This is a genomic window from Frondihabitans sp. VKM Ac-2883, from assembly GCF_015350875.1.
Classification (GTDB): Bacteria; Actinomycetota; Actinomycetes; order Actinomycetales; family Microbacteriaceae; genus Frondihabitans.
Genome location: NZ_JADKSF010000006.1, coordinates 91,880 through 110,166, shown reverse-complemented (window position 1 = coordinate 110,166; position 18,287 = coordinate 91,880). Strand labels below are relative to the sequence as shown.

Annotated in this window: 17 protein-coding genes; 7 read left to right on the top strand and 10 right to left on the bottom strand. The window is 68.0% G+C overall.

All coding sequences use genetic code 11. From position 1 onward, the window contains the following. Positions 1-489: 489 nt before the first annotated feature. Genes ITJ49_RS12360 through ITJ49_RS12350 form a run of 3 tightly spaced genes read right to left on the bottom strand, consistent with a single transcriptional unit; the run spans position 490 to position 3,880 of the window. On the bottom strand, positions 490-975 hold the full coding sequence (locus ITJ49_RS12360) for a cupin domain-containing protein (RefSeq protein ID WP_194605741.1): 486 nt from the start codon (positions 973-975) through the stop codon (positions 490-492). After that, positions 972-2,309 (bottom strand): amidohydrolase family protein, encoded by a 1,338-nt coding sequence (locus ITJ49_RS12355; RefSeq protein WP_370544502.1) that lies wholly within the window; start codon positions 2,307-2,309, stop codon positions 972-974. The genes ITJ49_RS12360 and ITJ49_RS12355 overlap by 4 nt, the downstream gene beginning before the upstream one ends. Next, positions 2,306-3,880, bottom strand: coding sequence for an adenosylhomocysteinase (locus ITJ49_RS12350; RefSeq protein WP_194605739.1), 1,575 nt, complete (start codon positions 3,878-3,880; stop codon positions 2,306-2,308). Before ITJ49_RS12350 ends, ITJ49_RS12355 begins: the two co-directional genes overlap by 4 nt. 236 nt (positions 3,881-4,116) lie before the next feature. On the opposite strand from ITJ49_RS12350, the gene ITJ49_RS12345 reads away from it, so the two are divergent. From ITJ49_RS12345 to ITJ49_RS12325, 5 genes are all read left to right on the top strand, one after another. Continuing rightward, positions 4,117-4,992, top strand: coding sequence for an ABC transporter substrate-binding protein (locus ITJ49_RS12345; protein WP_194605737.1), 876 nt, complete (start codon positions 4,117-4,119; stop codon positions 4,990-4,992). Next, positions 4,989-5,861, top strand: a complete 873-nt coding sequence (locus ITJ49_RS12340) for an amino acid ABC transporter permease (protein WP_194605735.1) — start codon at positions 4,989-4,991, stop codon at positions 5,859-5,861. Before ITJ49_RS12345 ends, ITJ49_RS12340 begins: the two co-directional genes overlap by 4 nt. Further along, positions 5,858-6,658 carry an amino acid ABC transporter ATP-binding protein gene (locus ITJ49_RS12335; RefSeq protein ID WP_194605733.1) on the top strand — a complete coding sequence of 267 codons (801 nt, stop codon included), beginning with the start codon at positions 5,858-5,860 and terminating at the stop codon, positions 6,656-6,658. Before ITJ49_RS12340 ends, ITJ49_RS12335 begins: the two co-directional genes overlap by 4 nt. A gap of 75 nt (positions 6,659-6,733) precedes the next feature. After that, complete coding sequence (locus ITJ49_RS12330) at positions 6,734-7,984, top strand: Nramp family divalent metal transporter (RefSeq protein ID WP_194605969.1); 1,251 nt, start codon at positions 6,734-6,736, stop codon at positions 7,982-7,984. 11 nt (positions 7,985-7,995) lie between these two features. Beyond that, positions 7,996-8,637, top strand: coding sequence for a metal-dependent transcriptional regulator (locus ITJ49_RS12325; protein ID WP_194605731.1), 642 nt, complete (start codon positions 7,996-7,998; stop codon positions 8,635-8,637). A 114-nt stretch (positions 8,638-8,751) separates the two neighbouring features. Here ITJ49_RS12325 and ITJ49_RS12320 read toward each other — a convergent pair whose 3' ends face one another. The 4 genes from ITJ49_RS12320 to chvE form a co-directional block, all read right to left on the bottom strand. Further along, on the bottom strand, positions 8,752-9,765 hold the full coding sequence (locus tag ITJ49_RS12320; RefSeq protein ID WP_370544501.1) for a LacI family DNA-binding transcriptional regulator: 1,014 nt from the start codon (positions 9,763-9,765) through the stop codon (positions 8,752-8,754). A gap of 145 nt (positions 9,766-9,910) precedes the next feature. After that, positions 9,911-11,149 carry a multiple monosaccharide ABC transporter permease gene (gene mmsB / locus ITJ49_RS12315; protein ID WP_123944493.1) on the bottom strand — a complete coding sequence of 413 codons (1,239 nt, stop codon included), beginning with the start codon at positions 11,147-11,149 and terminating at the stop codon, positions 9,911-9,913. Further along, positions 11,133-12,686, bottom strand: coding sequence for a multiple monosaccharide ABC transporter ATP-binding protein (gene mmsA / locus ITJ49_RS12310; RefSeq protein WP_194605727.1), 1,554 nt, complete (start codon positions 12,684-12,686; stop codon positions 11,133-11,135). The genes mmsB and mmsA overlap by 17 nt, the downstream gene beginning before the upstream one ends. Before the next feature lie 91 nt (positions 12,687-12,777). Further along, positions 12,778-13,902, bottom strand: coding sequence for a multiple monosaccharide ABC transporter substrate-binding protein (gene chvE / locus ITJ49_RS12305; protein ID WP_194605725.1), 1,125 nt, complete (start codon positions 13,900-13,902; stop codon positions 12,778-12,780). A 326-nt stretch (positions 13,903-14,228) separates the two neighbouring features. On the opposite strand from chvE, the gene ITJ49_RS12300 reads away from it, so the two are divergent. Then, positions 14,229-14,690 carry a DUF2510 domain-containing protein gene (locus ITJ49_RS12300; protein WP_194605723.1) on the top strand — a complete coding sequence of 154 codons (462 nt, stop codon included), beginning with the start codon at positions 14,229-14,231 and terminating at the stop codon, positions 14,688-14,690. Positions 14,691-14,794: 104 nt separating this feature from the next. Next, entirely contained in the window at positions 14,795-15,238 is a 444-nt protein-coding gene (locus ITJ49_RS12295; protein WP_194605721.1) for a VOC family protein, read from the top strand. Here ITJ49_RS12295 and ITJ49_RS12290 read toward each other — a convergent pair. The 3 genes from ITJ49_RS12290 to ITJ49_RS12280 are packed head-to-tail and all read right to left on the bottom strand — an operon-like array spanning position 15,235 to position 18,286. Continuing rightward, a complete protein-coding gene (locus ITJ49_RS12290) occupies positions 15,235-16,077 on the bottom strand; it encodes a glycosyltransferase family 2 protein (RefSeq protein ID WP_370544500.1) in 843 nt (280 codons plus the stop codon). The genes ITJ49_RS12295 and ITJ49_RS12290 overlap by 4 nt on opposite strands. After that, positions 16,074-17,102: a glycosyltransferase gene (locus tag ITJ49_RS12285; protein WP_194605719.1), complete on the bottom strand. Its 1,029-nt coding sequence runs from the start codon at positions 17,100-17,102 to the stop codon at positions 16,074-16,076. Before ITJ49_RS12285 ends, ITJ49_RS12290 begins: the two co-directional genes overlap by 4 nt. Continuing rightward, entirely contained in the window at positions 17,099-18,286 is a 1,188-nt protein-coding gene (locus ITJ49_RS12280; RefSeq protein WP_370544499.1) for a glycosyltransferase, read from the bottom strand. The genes ITJ49_RS12285 and ITJ49_RS12280 overlap by 4 nt, the downstream gene beginning before the upstream one ends. Position 18,287 lies beyond the last annotated feature (1 nt).

Genomic DNA, 18,287 nt, shown 5'->3' with positions numbered 1-18,287 from the left:
AGCAACTAGCTAAGTCAACTAGCTATCTCAACTAGCGAAAAGCGGACTTGACCTGGGATAAAGTACCGCGTGAGCAGCACGGTGTACAGGGGTAGAAATCGGATTCCGTTGTCTCGTACGGTGGGTGAGTCCGCCAAGTCTGGTCGGCAACGACGTTCCGCGGGCCCGTGGGTAGCTTCACGGCAGGGCACCGGGTTCGCGGACGTCTCGATCGCACCCGTTATCGACGGGTGACCGCATCACCGAAGCGACACGCTTCGGGCGATGAGAAGGGCCGCACCTCTCAACACGAGGTACGGCCCTGACGTTCGAGCGGGGCACTAGCTTCACGGGCAGGGGCGCCCGACGGTCGTCGCAAAGAATAAAATTCTTTGCACAGAGAAACCTACGCCGTTCTCGCTGCCCGGTCGAGCAGACTCCCACCGGGTATCCAGCGGAAAGCTCGGGCACCCAGCGGAAAGCACGGGCACCCAGCGGAAAGCCCGGGAGTCAGTCGGCCAGTGAGAAGTCGGCAAACGAGAAGCCCGGCGACACGACGCACGACACCAGCGCCTCGCCGTCCGAGGGCACGGTCCGTTGCCAAACTCCCGCAGGCACGAACCCCTGCGTCGACGAGCCATCGAGAAGGATCCCGGTCGACGCCCCGGGGGCCTCACCATCGCCGCCGAGTTCGAGCAGCACGGCATCCGGCCCGTGCCACAGCCAGATCTCGTCCGACGTCACCCGGTGCCACGCCGATGCCTCGCCGGGCGGCAGCAGGAACAGGATCAGCGTGGCTGCGGGGCGTTCGCCGCCGGGAGTCGAGATCGCGGCGCCGGAAGTCCAGGTACGTCGGTACCAGCCGCCCTCGGGGTGGGGTTCGAGGTCGAGGGCCGAGGCTCGCGGCGGGACGGCGAGCCACTCGAGGACGACGCCCTCGACCGAACGCCGGGCGACTGCACCGGCGAATGGGGGCACGGGGGGAACGGCGTTCATGTGGGCTCCTTCTGGTGGCGGACGACGCCGCGGATGATCGTGGCGACGCATCGACCGGCGCCGTCCTCGACGAGTTCGGCGTAGGCGTCGGGCACGGTGCGCGCATCGACGTCGAACACGGCGAGGTCGGCCCGGGCTCCCACGGCGAGATGGCCGACGCGGTCGGGCCCGACGTCGAGCCCCATCGCATGGGCGCCGCCGAGAGTCGCCGCAGTGAGCAGGCGCTCGTGAAGGTCGTGCCGGGCGTAGCCCTGCGACCGGGCGATCAGGTGCAACGCGGTCACATCGGCCAGCGGGTCGAGCGAAGGCGACGACGACAGCGAGTCGGTGCCCACGGCGATGGCACTGCCCTCGAGCAGGTAGTCGGCGACGGGGGGAGGATCGAGGCCGATCACCGCGTTCGATCGGGGGCACAGGGCGACCGTGGTGCCGCGGGCCCGGAGCAGAGCGCGGTCGTCGGCGGTCATGTAGACGCCGTGTGCCACGTGGCAGTCGGGGCCGAGCACGCCGAGCCGGTCGACGAACGCCGTGGCGCTGGCGCCGAACCCTAGCTCGCGGAGTGCCCGGAAGCTCGGCACGCCGACGAAATGCCAGGCGTCATGCCCACCCGCGGCCGAGTCGCCGGTCGACGAGCCACCCGGCTCCATTCCACGTTCGCCCTCGAACGCCGACTCGCCCAGGTGCAGGTGCAGGCGGAGCCCGCGCTGCCGGACGATGTCGGGCAGCTCGAGGAGCGGTTCGACGTCGAGCGAATACGGCGCGTGCGGCGAGAGGCCCACGCCCGGGTCCGCCGGGATCCTGGTCAGCTCGTCCAAGATCTGGTCGCGCCCGCGCTCGGCCCAGGCCTCGTTCTCCCAGTCCATCACCTCCCAGTAGGCGATGCCACCGAGCCCGGCGTCGCCGAGCGCCGAGGCCGCCTCCATGTCGGTGACAACGTCGGAGACGCTCGTGACGCCCGCGACAATGGACAGCTCGGCGCCGCGAGCGGCCTCGGCGGCCCAGTCGTGCGGGCCCGAGTAGACGGCTCCGAACGACTTCGCCCAGTCGTCGAAGCCTTCGTACGAGCCCTTGCCGACGCTCGCCATTCCGGTGTACTGCAGGTGCGAGTGTGCGTTCACGAGACCGGGCAGAATCGCTCCGGGCCAGTGCCGCTCGCTCCAGCGGAGCCGGCTCGCGCCGAGCCGATCGAGCACCCACGAACGCTCTCCGACGTGGAGGATTCGACCGCTCTGCACGGCGACCGCCCCGTCGAGGATCGGCGGCGCAGTCATCGGCACGACGATGCGTGCCGAGTGCACGACGACGGGCGAGAAGTCGCGGGCGGGGGTGGTCACGAGCGCGCCTCCGGGCCGAGGGGCCCAAAACGGGTGGTCCGAGGATCCGCGGAATCGCCGTCGGGATCGCCGTCGCGGGGCGCCCTGGCCTCGGCGACCGCCCCCGGAGCCGCGATGCCCTGCGCTGCCAGGGCCTCGGTCGCGATCACCCGATCCGCTTTCGGGCCAAGTGCATGCACCCCGGGCTCGAGCGTCGAGCCGCTGTCAACGAGCATGCGTACCGCCTCGAGCTGCACCGCGAACGAGAGATCCATGATCTCGATCGGGTTGCCCTCGGCGGCGGTGATGTTGATGCAGCCGCCGTCGTCGAGCAGGAGGAGGCTTGGGCCACCCGATATCGTCAGCCGTTCTATCTTGGGCACGACGGGCTCGCGAGTGGCCCCGGCCTCGGCAGCCGCGTCGATCGCGACCTCCTGGTCGACGCCGCCCGCGACAGCGACCACGGCGCCCTCGCGGGCGGCTCGCAGCACCTCGAGCGAGAGCGTTTCGCGAATGCCGGTCGCCGAGACGATCAGGTCAGACTGGCTGGCAGCGACCGTAAGCTCTGCGACGTCGTACCCCGCGTACACGGCCTGGAGCGCCCGCACCGGATCGGTCTCGGCCACGGTCACGGTGAGGCCCAGTGCCGCGAGCACCTGGGCGACGCCCTCGCCCACGGGGCCGAATCCGGCGACGGTGGCGCGGGATCCTGCTCGAACCGGCGTCTCGGGCAGCGTGTCGAGCAGATCGAGGATCGCGAACACGCACGACTGGCCCGTGCCGTAGCGGTTGTCGAAGTACGTCTTCGTTCGCGCGTCGTTCACCGCGATCACGGGGATCACGAGTTCGTTTCGCCGGGCGAGGATCCGCAACGGCCGCAATCCGCTCGTCGTCTCTTCTGCTGCTCCGACCATCGTGTCGAGCGCTGGATGTCCGATCTCATGAGCGAGCCGGATCACGTGCGATCCGTCGTCGAGAAGAATTGCGGGTCGTCGATCGAGCAACTGCACTGCGAGGGCGCGCTGCTCGGCGAGCGTGGCGCGGGAATCGGCGAACACTTCGAGCCCCTGCGTGCGGAGGGCGTCGGCGACCTCGTCGTCGGTCTCATCGGCGTGCGCGTACACGACGACCTCGGCGCCGGCGTCGCGCAGCAGGAGGGCGAGCACGGCGGTCTTCGGTTCGAGCACCATCGCGATGCCGATCCGTACTCCGCGCAGGATCCCGTCGTGGGTGAGCGCGGCTGCCAGCCGGCCCGACACCGTCATGTGTCGTCGAGCCCAGTCGATGCGGCCCCTCGCGTCGCCGCGGTCCGGGAGGGCGATGGTCGGCTCGGCGTCGTGGTCGATGGCCGCGAGCCAGTCGAGATCGGCGTCGTGCCCCGCGGCGGCCGGTCGGGCGCCGAGATCGCGCAGGAGTCGGTCGAGTGCGGGGGCGGTTGCGCGGATCCTGAAGGTCTTTCCGGCGATGACCTGGTTCGTCGCCCGAGCAAAGCGACGGACCGCGGCCGAGGAAAAGTCGGTGTCGGTCTTTCGGGTGGCGTCCGTGCGGGTGTCGGTCTCGTCGTATGGTGCGGCGGCATCCGGCTCGGGCATGGCATCAGTATGGCAAGGGTCGAGGCGTGCCCGGTCGTGGGGAGTAGCACCACGGCGGGGCCGACCCCCGCGAGATGGCCGAATCTGCGGGGAGCACCGGCAGAAGCCGTTGATAAGGCCATCTCGCGGCACACGTCCGGCACCCGCCATCCGAGACGCTCTATGACGCGACCGTCACACGCGTGGGGTGCGGGACGGTACTATCCAGACTTCACCCCCTGACCGAAGGCCCTCCCGTGACCCGACTCAGCCCCCGTTCCAGCCCCCGCACCCCGCGCCGCGTCAGCCGCCGCACCGCGGCCCTCGCCGGTGCCGCAGCGCTTCTCGCGGCCGTGGCCCTCACCGCCTGCTCGAGCGGCGGCACCGGCAACGGTGGCAATGGCAGCAGCGACACCGTCACCGACGGCAAGCTGACGATCGCGACCGGCCAGCCCGCCTACTCGCCTTGGATCGACGACAACAAGCCCGAGTCGGGCAAGGGGTTCGAGTCGGCCGTCGCCTACGCGGTCGCCGACGAGCTCGGCTACAAGAAGTCCGACGTGGTGTGGACGCGCACCACCTTCGACTCGGCCATTGCGCCCGGGGCGAAAGACTGGGATCTCAACATCCAGCAGTTCTCGATCACCGCTCAGCGCGAGAAGGCCGTCGACTTCTCTCCGGCCTACTACACGACCACGCAGGCCGTCGTCACGACGAGCAAGTCCGCCGCCGCGGGCGTCACCGACATCGCCGGCCTCAAGGGCCTCAAGGTCGGCGTCGCGACCGGCACGACGAGCCTCACCGTCGCCAAAGACGAGCTCGGCACGACCCCGCAGGTGTTCAACTCGAACGACGACGCCGTGCTGGCGCTGAAGTCCGGTCAGATCGATGCTGTCGTCACCGACCTCCCCACCGCGTTCTACATGTCGTCCGCCCAGCTCGACGACGGCAAGATCATTGGCCAGTTCGCCGACGACGGTAACGGCGACAAGTTCGGCATCGTCCTGCCCAAGGGATCGGCGCTCACTAACAAGGTGAAGACCGCGGTCGACACGCTGAAAAGCGACGGCACGTTGGAGGCCCTGACGAAGAAGTGGCTGTCGACCGAGGTCGACGTGCCGATCCTCAAGTGACAGCGGGCGATGGCGCCGCCGTCGTAGCGGCGCCTCCGTCTCAAATCGAGGTCGAGCGGCGTCTCTACCGGTCGCGGCGAGGGCGCCAGTCGATCCTGGTGAGCATCGTGTCGACCGTGGTCGTCGTGGCGCTCGTCTGGGTTGGTGTCGTCAACACCCCGGGCTGGGCGACGGTGCAGCAGTCGTTCTTCGATCCGGGCGTGGCGGTCGACACGTTCCCGAGCATCCTGCAGGGCTTGTGGCTCAACGTGCGGATCCTCTTCTTCGCGAGCATCGGCGTGGCGCTCTTCGCCACGCTCCTCGCCGTGATCCGCGGTCTTCGCAGCCCGGTGTTCTTCCCGCTGCGGGTCGTCGCCACCGGCTACACCGACCTCTTTCGCGGTCTGCCGCTGATCATCGTGCTCTATCTCGTCGGCTACGGAATCCCGGGGCTCGGCATCTTTCCGCGGCTCCCGGCCGAGGTGTGGGGCACGGTCGCGATCATCGTCACCTACTCGTCGTACGTGGCCGAGGTGCTCCGTGCCGGCATGGAGGCGGTTCACCCGTCGCAGCGTCTTGCGGCCCGGTCGCTGGGGCTCTCGCACGCTCAGACGCTCCGCCTGGTCGTGCTGCCGCAGGGGCTTCGCAAGGTCACGCCCGCGCTCATGAACGACTTCGTCTCGATGCAGAAAGACGTCGGTCTGGTGTCGATCCTCGGGGCGGTCGACGCGGTCCGCGCGGCCAACATCGCGCAGGCCGAGACCTTCAACTTCACGCCGTACTTCGTCGCGGGGCTCCTGTTCGTGCTGATCAGCCTGCCGTTGATCCGCCTGACGGACGGCCTAGCGAGACGCCAGCAGCGCCGCGAGCAGATCGGCGGTGCCGTATGAGCCCCGACACCCAGAGTCACCAGAACCAGAGCCGCGACGACGGGACATCAGGATCCGGCACACCCGCCCCCGTCCTTGAGCTTCGCGGCATCCGCAAGTCGTTTGGCGACGTCGCCGTGCTCCGCGGAATCGATCTGACGCTGCACGCGCACGAGGTGATCGTCGTGATCGGAGCCTCAGGATCCGGCAAATCCACGCTCCTCAAGACCGCGAATCTGCTCGAATCCATCGATGACGGCCAGATCCTGCTCCAGGGGGCCGACATCAGCGACCCCCGCATCGACGTCGACCGCACGAGGTCGCGCATCGGCGTCGTCTTCCAGCAGTTCAACCTCTTTCCGCACCTCACCGTGTTGGCCAATGTCACGCTCGCGGCGCGCAAGGTGCACGGCATGGCGAGGGCCGCGGCCGAGACGGAGGCCAGGCGATTGCTGGAGCGGGTCGGTCTCGGATCCTTCGCTTCGTCGTATCCGGACCGCCTCTCGGGCGGCCAGCAGCAGCGGGTCGCGATCGTGCGCGCTATCGCCACGAACCCCGAGCTGCTGCTGCTCGACGAGGTGACGAGCGCTCTTGACCCGCTGCTCGTGGGCGAAGTGCTCGACCTGGTGACCGAGCTCAAAGAGCAGGGCTCGACCATTCTGATGACGACGCACGAGATGTCGTTCGCCCGGAAGGTCGCCGACCGCATCGTCTTCTTGCATCTCGGGGAGGTCGTCGAGCAGGGCCCGCCCGCCGAGCTGCTCGACTCGCCGCAGCACCCCGCTTTGAAGGAGTTCCTGTCGCGCGTCTCGCACTGACAACCTCGGCGGCGCCGAGGTGGACGGACGCCGACAGTTTAAGTTAGCTTAACTTTCGTGAGCGACCCCGAGACGATGACCCTGGCGCGCGAGCGCGGCCCGAAGCCCGGTGCGCGCCCCGAGGCCCGACTGCTGTGGCTGCTCGGCCCCGCGTTCGTCGCCGCGATCGCCTACGTCGACCCCGGCAATGTCGCCGCGAACCTCACCGCCGGTGCCTCGTATGGCTACCTGCTCGTCTGGGTGCTCGTCGCCGCGAACGTGATGGCCGTGATCATCCAGTACCTGTCGGCGAAGCTCGGTCTCGTCACCGGCCGCAGCCTGCCCGAGCTGCTGGGGGAGCGACTGCCTCGACGGCGACGACTCCTCTTCTGGGCGCAGGCCGAGGTGATCGCCGCGGGCACCGACCTCGCCGAAGTAATCGGCGGCGCCATCGCGCTGCAGATCCTCTTCGGCCTTCCGCTACCCCTCGGCGGCCTGATTGTCGGCGTCGTCTCGATGGTGCTGCTGTCGATCCAGTCGCGTCGAGGGCAGCGACCGTTCGAGTTCGTGATCATCGCGCTCCTCGCAATCATCGCGATCGGATTCCTCGCCGGGGTCGTCGTCAGCCCGGTCTCGTGGAGCGACGCGGCCGCCGGCATCGTGCCGCGCTTCGAGGGCACGCAGACGGTGCTGCTGGCCGCCAGCATGCTGGGGGCGACGGTGATGCCCCATGCCATCTACCTGCACTCGGGGCTCGCTCGTGACCGGCACGGCGCCACCCTCGAAGAGCCCAGGATCCGACGGCTCCTCAAAGCGACACGCGTGGACGTCGTGCTCGCGCTCGTGCTCGCCGGCACGGTCAACGTCGCCATGCTGCTGCTCGCCGCCTCGAGCCTTCGCGGTGTCGACGGCACCGACACGATCGAGGGGGCGCACGCCGCGGTGGTGGCGGCCCTCGGCCCGGCCGTCGGGGTGATCTTCGGTGTCGGGCTCCTCGCGTCCGGCCTCGCCTCGACGTCGGTCGGGTGCTACGCCGGCTCCACGATCATGGCGGGGCTGCTGCACCTCCGAATCCCCCTCCTGGTGCGCCGAGTCGTCACCCTCATTCCGGCACTGGTGATCCTGTCGACGGGATTCGAGCCGACCCGGGCGCTCGTTCTCAGCCAGGTTCTGCTGAGCATCGGCATCCCGTTCGCGCTGGTGCCGCTGGTGAAGTACACCAGCGACCACTCGATCATGGGGGTGTTTGCAAACCACCGGATCCTGACCGTCGTCGCCTGGGTCGTCACTGCGCTGATCGGCCTGCTCAACGTGGTGCTCGTCGTGTTGACCGTGGCCGGGCCGTAGAGTCGACAGCCGTGGACACCGATTCGATCAGCTCCGTCGCCCAGGACTACGTCAAGGCGATCTGGGCGGCGACGGAGTGGGGCGATCCGCCGATCTCGGCCAAGGGCCTCGCCGAGCGGTTCGGCACGACTCCCGCCAACGTCACCGACACGATGCGCCGGCTCGCAACCCAGGGACTCGTCGACTACGAGCCCTATCGACCGGTCAGCCTCACGTCGCGCGGCACCGCCTTCGCGCTCGACATGGTTCGGCGACACCGGCTGATCGAGACCTTTCTCGTCACCAGCCTCGGCTACGGCTGGAGCGAGGTGCACGACGAGGCGGAGCGGCTCGAGCATGCTGTGTCGACGACGCTGATCGATCGGATCGACGACTTCCTCGGGCGGCCCGTCGCTGACCCGCACGGCGATCCGATTCCGTCGCGGGAGGGGGCGACGGCCGTGCCGGGTGGTGCCCTGCGTCTGGCGGTGGCGCCTCCCGGGGAGTACCGGGTCGTGCGCGTCTCGGACGCCGACCCGTCGGAGCTCGTGCGGGCGGAGGAGCTCGGCCTCGTGCCCGGGGCCGTCGTGCGCGCGGGTGTTGGCGCCGGCGAGGGTGTGGGCGATGTCTGGGTGGTTCCCGTGGCGCCGGCCCCTGCCGGGCCCGCGGCCTGACCTGATTCACCCCGGCGACCTCGCGTGTATCGGCCAGTGTCACAGCGCCGCGGCGCGCGAGGTCGGCCGATTCGCGTCACCTCGCCAACGAGCCCGCGTGCAGCCACCCACATGCTATCGAAGCGCCCGCACCGACTCCCGCACAACGAGCGACGGCACGAAGCGGGTCGGCGACGGAGCGGAAGGATCCCGCAGCACCTCGAGCAGATGCCCCATGATCTGGCGACCCAGCGCGTCGAAGTCCTGCTTCATCGTGGTCAACGGGGGAGTGAAGTACGCGGCCTCGGGGATGTCGTCGTAGCCGATCACGCTGATGTCGTCGGGCACGCGGATGCCGGCACGCTCGAGCGTGTGCATGAAACCGAGTGCCATCTGGTCGTTGGCGACGAACACGGCCGTGCCGCGATCGGACCGGGCGAGCAGTTCTGTGGCCGCGTCGGATCCTGAGTCGGGTGTCCAGTACCCCTGCAGGGGGCGCGGGGCCGCAATGCCGGCCTCACCGAGCTCGTCCCGCCAGCCGCGCAGTCGCTCGAGTGCGTCGAGGGAGTCAGAGGGCCCGGCCACGTGCTCGATGCGCGTGTGGCCGAGGTCGATCAGGTGCCGAACCGCCAGGCGGGCACCGCGGTACTGGTCGAGCGAGACGCTGTGGAACCCGGGCCGACCGGCCGACTCGATCGTCAGCAGGGGGATGTCGAGGTCGATGCCCGAGAGTGCCTCGAGACTCGCGGTGCGGGCAGCGATCACGACGATGGCCTCGACGTTCTGTCGCACGAACTGCACGATCACGGAACGAATGGACTCAGGATCCGACCCACCCGAGTTCGACATCGTCACGGTGTAGTTCGCGGGCCCCGCGGCCTCGCACAGACCGATCGCGATGCTCGCCGGACCGAAGTCGGCTGCCCCAGTGTTCAAGACCGCGATGGTGGCAGAGCGTCGGGTGACCAGCGCCCGCGCCGCGGGGGAGGGGGTGTAGCTGAGCTGCCGGATGGCGACCTCGACTTTTTCGCGGGTCGTCGGGCGGACGTTCGGCAGGTTGTTCAGTACGCGCGAGACGGTTTGGTGCGAGACCCCGGCCAGTCGCGCCACGTCGAAGATCGTCGCCTGTCGCGTCTTGAGTGCCTTCACGGGGTGTCCTTCGGGTGACATGTGATCGCTCACATCGGGCTGGCCGACGGGTGTCGGGTGAATCTCGGGTCGGGTCGTCCGACGAAAGGCGATCGGCCCCGAACGACGAGCGTTCGGGGCCGATAGACGGGGGTGGTGCGCTTCGCTACTTGATGGACGAGGCGGCGCGGCGCTTGTTGAAGACGTCGAACGCGACCGCGGCCAAGAGCACGAGTCCCTTGATGAGCGACTGGTACTCGGTTCCGACGCCGAGGATCGACATACCGTTGTTGAGGATTCCGATGATCAGACCACCGACGATGGCGCCCGGCACGGTTCCGATACCACCGGTGACGGCAGCGCCACCGATGAAGACGGCCGCGATGGCGTCGAGCTCGAAGCCGGTACCGGCCGACGGGCTGGCGAGGTTCAGCTGTCCGGTGAAGACCAGGCCGGCGAGAGCCGAGATGACACCCATGTTGACGAACAGGAGGAACGTGACGCGCTTCGTCTTGACACCCGAGAGGGCGGCGGCCTGGAGGTTGCCACCGATCGCATAGGTGTGGCGGCCAAAGACCGAGTTGCGCATGACCGAGGCGTAGATGATCACCAGCGCGCCGAGCACGACGAGGACGATCGGGGTTCCCGAGTAGCTGGCGAGCAGGAAGGCCACGTAGACGACGAGCGCCACGGTGAAGGCCATCTTGACGATGAACCACAGGAACGGTTCGTCTTCGAGTTCGTACTTGCGACGCACGGCACGACCGCGGAGACCCGACAGGATGATCGCGATCGCGGCCACCGCGCCGATGATGAGGGTCAGCGGCTCGTAGCCGCTTTCACCGATCGACGGGAGGAAGCCCGAGCCGAGGGCGCGGAACTGCGACGGGAAGGGCGAGATCTGCTGGTTCTGCAGGGCGATCTGCGCCGCTCCGCGGAACGCGAGCATTCCGGCCAGGGTGACGATGAACGCCGGTATGCCGAAGTACGCCACCCAGAACCCCTGCCAGGCGCCGACGAGGGCTCCGAGGATGAGACAAAGGATGATCGCAGCCCACCAGGGCAGACCCCACTGGGTGATCATGACACCGGACATGGCGCCGATGAACGCGACGACCGAACCGACCGAGAGGTCGATGTGGCCGGCGATGATGATCATCACCATGCCGATCGCGAGGATCAGGATGTAGCTGTTCTGGATCACCAGGTTCGACACGTTGATCGGACGGAGGGTGATGCCGTTGGTTGCGACCTGGAAGAACAGCACGATCACGATCAGCGCGATGAACAGGCCGATCTGACGGAGCTGGCCGGTCAGGTAGCTGACGGCAGAGCCGATCGGACCGGGCTGCTTTCCGGGGACCAGGTCTTGGCGGGGGGATTTGAGGTCAGATGTCGCGCTCATTGACCGGGGCCTCTCGTTCTTGAGTCATGTATTTAAGGAGGTACTCGGGGGTCGCCTGGTCACGGGGGACGTCCGCCGTGATGCGCCCTTCCGAGAGCGTGTAGATGCGGTCGCAGATGCCGAGAAGCTCGGGCAGCTCGGAGGAGATGACGATGACGCCCTTCCCCTGATCGGCGAGGCGGTTGATGATCGTGTAGATCTCGTACTTCGCGCCGACGTCGATGCCGCGGGTGGGCTCGTCGAGGATGAGGACCTCAGGATCCGAGTACATCCACTTCGAGAGGACGACCTTCTGCTGGTTGCCGCCCGACAGCTTGCCGGTGAGCACCGAGACGTTAGGGGCCTTGATGTTCATGTCTTTGCGGTACTTATCGGCGACGGTCGTCTCTTTCGAGGCATCGACGAAGCCGAGGTGCTCGAGCTTGTTCAGCGCCGCACCGGAGATGTTCCGCTTGATGTCGTCGATCAGGTTGAGTCCGTACCGTTTGCGGTCTTCGGTGGCGTATGCCAGGCCGTTCTCGATCGCATTCGAGACGGTGTTCGTCTTGATCGGTGTGCCCCGCTTGTAGACGGTGCCCGAGATGTTGGTGCCGTAGCTGTGGCCGAACACGCTCATCGCGAGCTCGGTGCGACCGGCGCCCATGAGGCCGGCGATACCGACGATTTCACCGGCGCGCACGTTGAGATTGGCGTGGTGAACGACCTCGCGGGTGGCGTCGAGAGGGTGGTGAACTGTCCAGTCCTCGATCCGCAGCAGCTCTTCGCCGATGCTCGGCGTGTGGTCGGGGTAGCGGCTCTCGAGGTCACGGCCGACCATCGCCTTGATGATTCGGTCTTCGGAGACCTCGTCGCCGTGCATGTCGAGCGTCTCGATGGTCTTGCCATCGCGGATGATCGTGACCTTGTCGGCGATCGCCTTGATCTCGTTGAGCTTGTGGCTGATGATGATCGACGTGATGCCCTGGCCCTGCAGGCTCTTGATGAGGTCGAGCAGGTGAGCCGAGTCGTCGTCGTTCAGCGCGGCGGTCGGCTCGTCGAGGATCAGGATCTTGACCTTCTTGGAGAGCGCCTTCGCGATCTCGACCAGCTGCTGCTTGCCGACTCCGATATCGACGATCTTCGTGATGGGGTTGTCGCGCAGACCAACCCGGGCGAGCAGCTTCGCCGCCTCGAGGTTGGTGTCGTTCCAGTCGATGAAGCCGCGCTTCGCTCGCTCGTTGCCGAGGAAGATGTTCTCGGCGATCGACAGGAACGGGCTGAGGGCCAGCTCCTGGTGGATGATGACGACGCCCGCGTCTTCGGAGTCGTTGATGTTCTTGAAGTCGACGGGCTTGCCGTCGAGGAGGATCTGGCCGTCGAAGCTTCCGGCGGGGTAGACGCCGGAGAGCACCTTCATGAGCGTCGACTTGCCGGCGCCGTTTTCACCGCAGATCGCGTGGACCTGGCCGCGTTCGACCTCCAGAGTGACGTCTTGGAGGGCTTTGACGCCGGGGAAGGTCTTGGTGATCTCACGCATCTCGAGGATGGTGTTCGCCACAGGGGCTCCTTGCTCGGGTTCTGAGTGGGGATGTGGGGCAGAAGAGCGAGGCGGGCCGCGGAGTGCGCGGCCCGCCTCGCCCCGGGGCGACCTACTTGAGGTCGGCCTCGGTGTAGTAACCGCTGTCGATCAGGACCTTCTTGTAGTTGTCCTTGGTGACGACGGTGGGCTGGAACAGGAAGGTCGGAACGACCTTGACCTTGTTGTCGTACGTCTTCGTGTCGTTGACCTCGGGGGTCTTGCCGGTCAGCAGGTCGTCGGCCATCGTGACGGACTCGGTCGCCAGCTGGCGCGTGTCTTTGTAGATGGTGGAGTACTGCTCACCCGCGATGATCGACTTGACCGAAGCGGCCTCGGCGTCCTGGCCGGTGATGACCGGGAGCGGCTTCGACGACGTGCCGTAGCCGGCGCCCTGGAGCGCCGAGATAATGCCGATCGAGATGCCGTCGTAGGGCGAGAGGACGCCGTCGACGTTCTTTCCGCCGGAGTACGACTTCGCGATGAGGTTCTGCATGCGCGCCTTGGCGGTTGCCGGGTCCCACTGCAGGGTTGCGGCCTGAGTGAAGCCGGTCTGGCCCGATCCGACGATGAGCGTGCCATCGGCGATGTAGGGCTTGAGGGTGTCCATCGCGCCGTTGAAGAAGAACGTGGCGTTGTTGTCGTCGGGGCTACCGGCGAAGAGCTCGATGTTGAGGCCCTTCTTGTCGCCGGTCTTCTTGCCGTCGGCGTCGAGGACGCCGAGTCCGGTCAGAAGGCTGGTGGCCTGGTCGACGCCGACCTTGTAGTTGTCGAACGAGACGTAGTAGTCGACGTTCTTGTTGCCCGTGAGAAGGCGGTCGTACGAGATGACCTTGATGCCGGCCTTCGCCGCCGCGTCGAGCTGGTCGCTGAGCGAGCCACCGTCGATCGAGGCCACGATGAGGACTTTGGCACCCTTGGTGATCATGTTGCTGACCTGCTGCGCCTGGGTGGGGATCTTGTTGTCGGCGTACTCGAGGTCGACCTTGTAGCCCTTTTTCTCGAGGTCGCTCTTGACGGCGTTGCCGTCTTTGATCCAGCGCTCCGAGACCTTGGTGGGCATCGCGACGCCGACGAGGGCGCCTTTGTTGTCGTCGCCACCGGTGTTACCGGAGCCGCCGCGACCACCGGAGCAGGCGGCGAGGGAGAAAGCGAGTCCGATGGCTGCGACGCCGACGAAGAACTTCTTTGTCTTCATGTTGTTCCTTTTGTGTTGTGTGGTGTTGTTCGGGAGGTGGTGATCTGTGATTGCGAGATGGGGCAACGCAGGGGTGCGCGACCCGGGTGAAGGTGGAGATGCGTGTGATCGCGGGTCTGCCTGGTGGCCGGACCGGAGCGGGCGAAGCGCGAGGAGTCTCAGGTGAAGACGAGTGTCGTCATGGCAAGACTCCAATGTCAAGGTGGCGATTCGGTCGTTGTGAGCGCTCACAAGCTGTGGGCAATCGTAAGCGGTATCGTCACCTGAACACAAACATCTGTGTCTCAATCAGGTAACGGCGGCGTCGCCGGAAAGGGGCGAGACTTGTGAGCGACCTTCCTCCGCCGGGTGCACCGGCGGGCTGGTACCCCGACGCCGACCCCGAGGTCGAGCGGTGGTGGGACGGCACGAGCTGGACCAATCGGACGCGGGCCGGATCCTCGTCGTCACCGGCTCCCTCATCACCCGAATTAGCCCCGGCCGCACCCGCCGCCACTCTCGTCGTCCGCGGCGTGACGGGGTACGTCGAGCTCGTCGGCGACACGCTCCTGTATCGGTCGAAGCTCGACCGACCGCCCCTCCAGCGCATCGCTCTCAGCACCGTTTCCGAGGTGCTCGTGTCGCGGAACGGCGACACGTTCGACCTTCTTCTCATAGGTGCGCGCCCGCGTTCTCGGCCGAGTCTGTTCTCTGAGACGTCGATCCGGCGGAGCAGCCGTACGACGCCCACCGAGTGGGGCACCTTTCTCGAGGCCCTCGGTCTGGCCGTGCTCCGCGCGCGCCCCTAGGGGTACATGGTGACGCGCTCGAAGCACCCCCGAGTGTCCAGGAAACCCTCGTCTGCCAGGGGTGCCGTGGCCATCCGAGGGTGCGTCGCGCTTAGCTGGAAAGCATGAACGACGCCATTGTCACGCCGAGCGGGTTCGCCCACGTTCGCCTCACCGTCACCGACATCCACCGCAGCAAGGCCTTCTACGAGCAGCTGTTTGGCATGGCACCGGGCAGCGACTTCAGCGACCAGATCGACGACCCGACCATTCACGACGACCCGTGGCGCACCTACGGCGGCTGCTCGTTCACGTTCCAGGGGCAGACGCTAGGCCTGCGTCCGGTGGCGAAGCCGGGCGATACCTTTGATCCGAACCGGGTGGGGCTCGACCACGTGAGCTTCCGGGTGGAGAGCGTCGACGACCTGCACCGGGCGGCCGAACGGCTTTCAGAGGCCGGCATCGAGCACGGCGAGGTCACCGACCTGCCGACGTTCAACCAGGTGGTGCTGTCGCTGCAGGATCCCGACGACATCAACCTCGAGCTCAGCGCCCCACGACGCCCCTAGCGCCTAGCCCAGCCCGCTCCCGTGCGCCGCACGAGCCCGTCACGCTCGAAGGCCTCCAGCCAGCCGAGCATCGGCCACTCGCCCCAGGTGCGCGCGAACAGGGCACCGTTCCGAAGAATGTCGTCGAGGTGCGCGACCGGAGGCGAGGTGGTCGGGTGATGCTGGTGGTAGGCGTCGGCGCCGCCCACCCAGGCCAGTGGCACCCCGGCCGATCGCAGTCGGTAGGCGAAGTCGGTGTCTTCCCCGCCGTACCCCTCGAACGTCTCGTCGAACCGCGGCCCAGTACTCCACGCGGTCGACGTCAGCGCGAACGACAGCGACCAGAACAGGCGGTAGTCGTCCGCCGGGGCCAGCACGACCTGGCCCTTCGGCGGTGCCGGGCGTGCCGCGTGGGGCGACCGGTGCCGGTCCAGGGCGGCCGGGTCGAGGGAGTCGACGCCGGGCGGAAGGTACGTCACCGGCCCGCACAGCACGGCCTCCGGGTGCGTGGCCGAGGCGGCGGCGTAGGCGGAGAAGAGCGAAGGATCCGGCACGCAGTCGGCATCGAGGAAGACGACGAGCCCGGCACCGTCTGCCACGGCCCGATCGGCGCCGGCGTTGCGGGCGGCGGCGAGGCGCAGGCCATCGGGCCCGGGCGGCACAGAGAGCACGACGTCGGCGTCGATGCCGGTGGGGGAGTCATTGCCGAGCCAAACGAGGATCCGGCGTACCTCGCTCGACCGACCGACCACCGCCAGCTGGTTGTCGACGTGGGCCCGCCGGGCTGCCGAGGCCAGCGTCACCACGGCGATCGCGGGTGGCGGGGATGGAACCGCCGGATCAGTCGTCGACGCCGTCACCGCGACCACTCCTGTGCCAGGTCGAGGATCGCAGCCGCGGCGCGCTCGGCCGCACCGGTCGTCTGCCAGGCCGACCACGTGGGATCCTGCGCTCGCGCCCGGTCGAGCACCGACGGCCACCGCCACGCTTCGGGCCAGCCGCCCTCGACGACTGCGAGTCCGGCGTGTTCGAGGGCAGTTGCCATCTCGACCTGTTCGTCGAAGGGGCGGTGCTGCGGAATCACGATGCCGCGCGCGCCGGCCGCGGCCAGGTCGGCGATCGAGTTCTGACCGGCCCACGAGACGACGATCTCGGCCGACGAAAGCGCCTGCCACGGGTCGTCCTGCCAGTCGCGTCCGGGCCCGAGCACGGTGATCGTCTCCTCGGGCAGGGCCTCGTCGAGGGCTCGCAGGTCGTCGTCGCTGACGTCGCCGCCGCCCGACCCGAGCATCACCAGCACTCCCGATCGTGTGTCGTCGGACAGGGGCTGCCGGCCGTCGTAGCGAGAAATGCCGCCCGTATGGACGACATCGACGCCGTCGCCGAAGTCCGGCTGGGTGACGACGCCCGCGGGCCACGGGGCGAGGATCCGACTGGCCGCCCGGAACGCCAGCCTGTGCGCCTCGTCGGTGCGACGCCCGGGCTGCCCGACGAGCACCACGGGGATTCCCAGCAGGCGCACGAACAGGGTCACCTCGGCTGAGACATCGACGACGAAGGCGGCTACGGGGCGCTTCACGGTCTCCGCCGCGATGCGGGCCAGCCGCGAGCGGTGCCCGCGATGGCCGAGCGGAGCCCAGTGCAGCAGACCCGTAGCGGTGGGGTCGGCGTCTGCCGGTTCGGAAAGGCTGCCGCCGGAGTCGGTCTCGGCCAGGTCGTCACGGTCGAGCTGGATCCAGGTTGTCCGATCGGGAAGCGGGCTCGGCGCTTCGAGAGTGCTGAAGCAGATCACGTCGGCGTCGAGCTGAGGCCGAATGGCGAGGAACCGAGTGATGTGCCCGTGGCCGTGATGGTGCACGTACCAGCCGATGGTCGGACGGCTCATGCGGCGGATGCTCGCTCGAGAGCACCGCTGTCGGAGTCGTCGTCGTCGTCGCTGCCGTAGTCCGGGCGACCGTTCTCCGTGAGGGCTTCGTCGGCGATAGCCTCGGCGAAGATCCGCTCGAGGGCCACGATGCGACTGGAGAGCGAGAATCGCAGGGCGGCGGCGTGACTCACCATCGCCCGGAACGCGGGGTCGGCGTCGCTCTGGGCGATGAGTGCGGTCGCGGCTGCGGCGAGAGCGGCGACGTCGCCGACCGGAACCGTCGTGAGTCCGATCGACCCGACGGCGAGCTCGGTGATGCCGCCGATCGCGAATGCGGCGACGGGGGTTCCCGAGAGGAGTGCCTCCGGGGTGACCAGGCCGAAGGGCTCTTCCCACAGCGGCGTCGTCAGGGCGCACGCACTCCGACGAACGAGGCTCGCGAGCTCGGTCGTACCGAGCGGTCCCACGTACTGCCGGTCGCCGTCGAGGAGGGGAGCGACCTCCTCGTCGAAGTACGTCTGATCGCCGATCCGCCCGGCGATGGTCAGCGGGCGCCCCATCAGGTGAGCGGCCTGCAGAGCGAGGTGAGGTGCCTTCTCGTGGTTGATCCGGCCGAACCAGACCAGGCCTTCTCCGCCGTCGCCCCGGGGCCACACGTCGGTGTCGACGCCGTTGTGCAAGACCTCCGAGTGGACGCCCTCGACCGACCAGGTGCGAGACGTGTGTCCGCTTACCGCGAGGAACCGGCTGCCGCGCCCCCGACCGGTGGCGTGCGAGGCGACGAGCTCCGGCACGATGGGCGTGTGGAGAGTGGACACCATCGGCACGCCGATCTCTCCGGCGCGGGCGAGGGGAAGGCCGTGCAGGCAGTGGTTGACGACGATGTCGATGTCGCCGGCCGCGGCGCGCTCGGCCACCACGGCGAGAGCGCGGTCGAGAGCGGGCAGGGCGCGGCCGAGGTACCCCGGCGGGTAGGTGTCGTCAGCGGCTGCGGGGTCGCCGTGCCAGTCGACCGCGGGCAGCACGAACTCGCGCGGGCCGCCCTCGAGGTAGTCGGATCCTTCGGTTGCGATCAGTTCGACCCGGTGCCCGCGGGCACGAAGCAGTCGGATCTCGTTCCAGACGGCCGATTCCAGGCCTCCCGCGAAGGGAGCGTGGATCGGAAAGCGCAGGGGGGCGATCATGATGATGCGCAGAGCCACC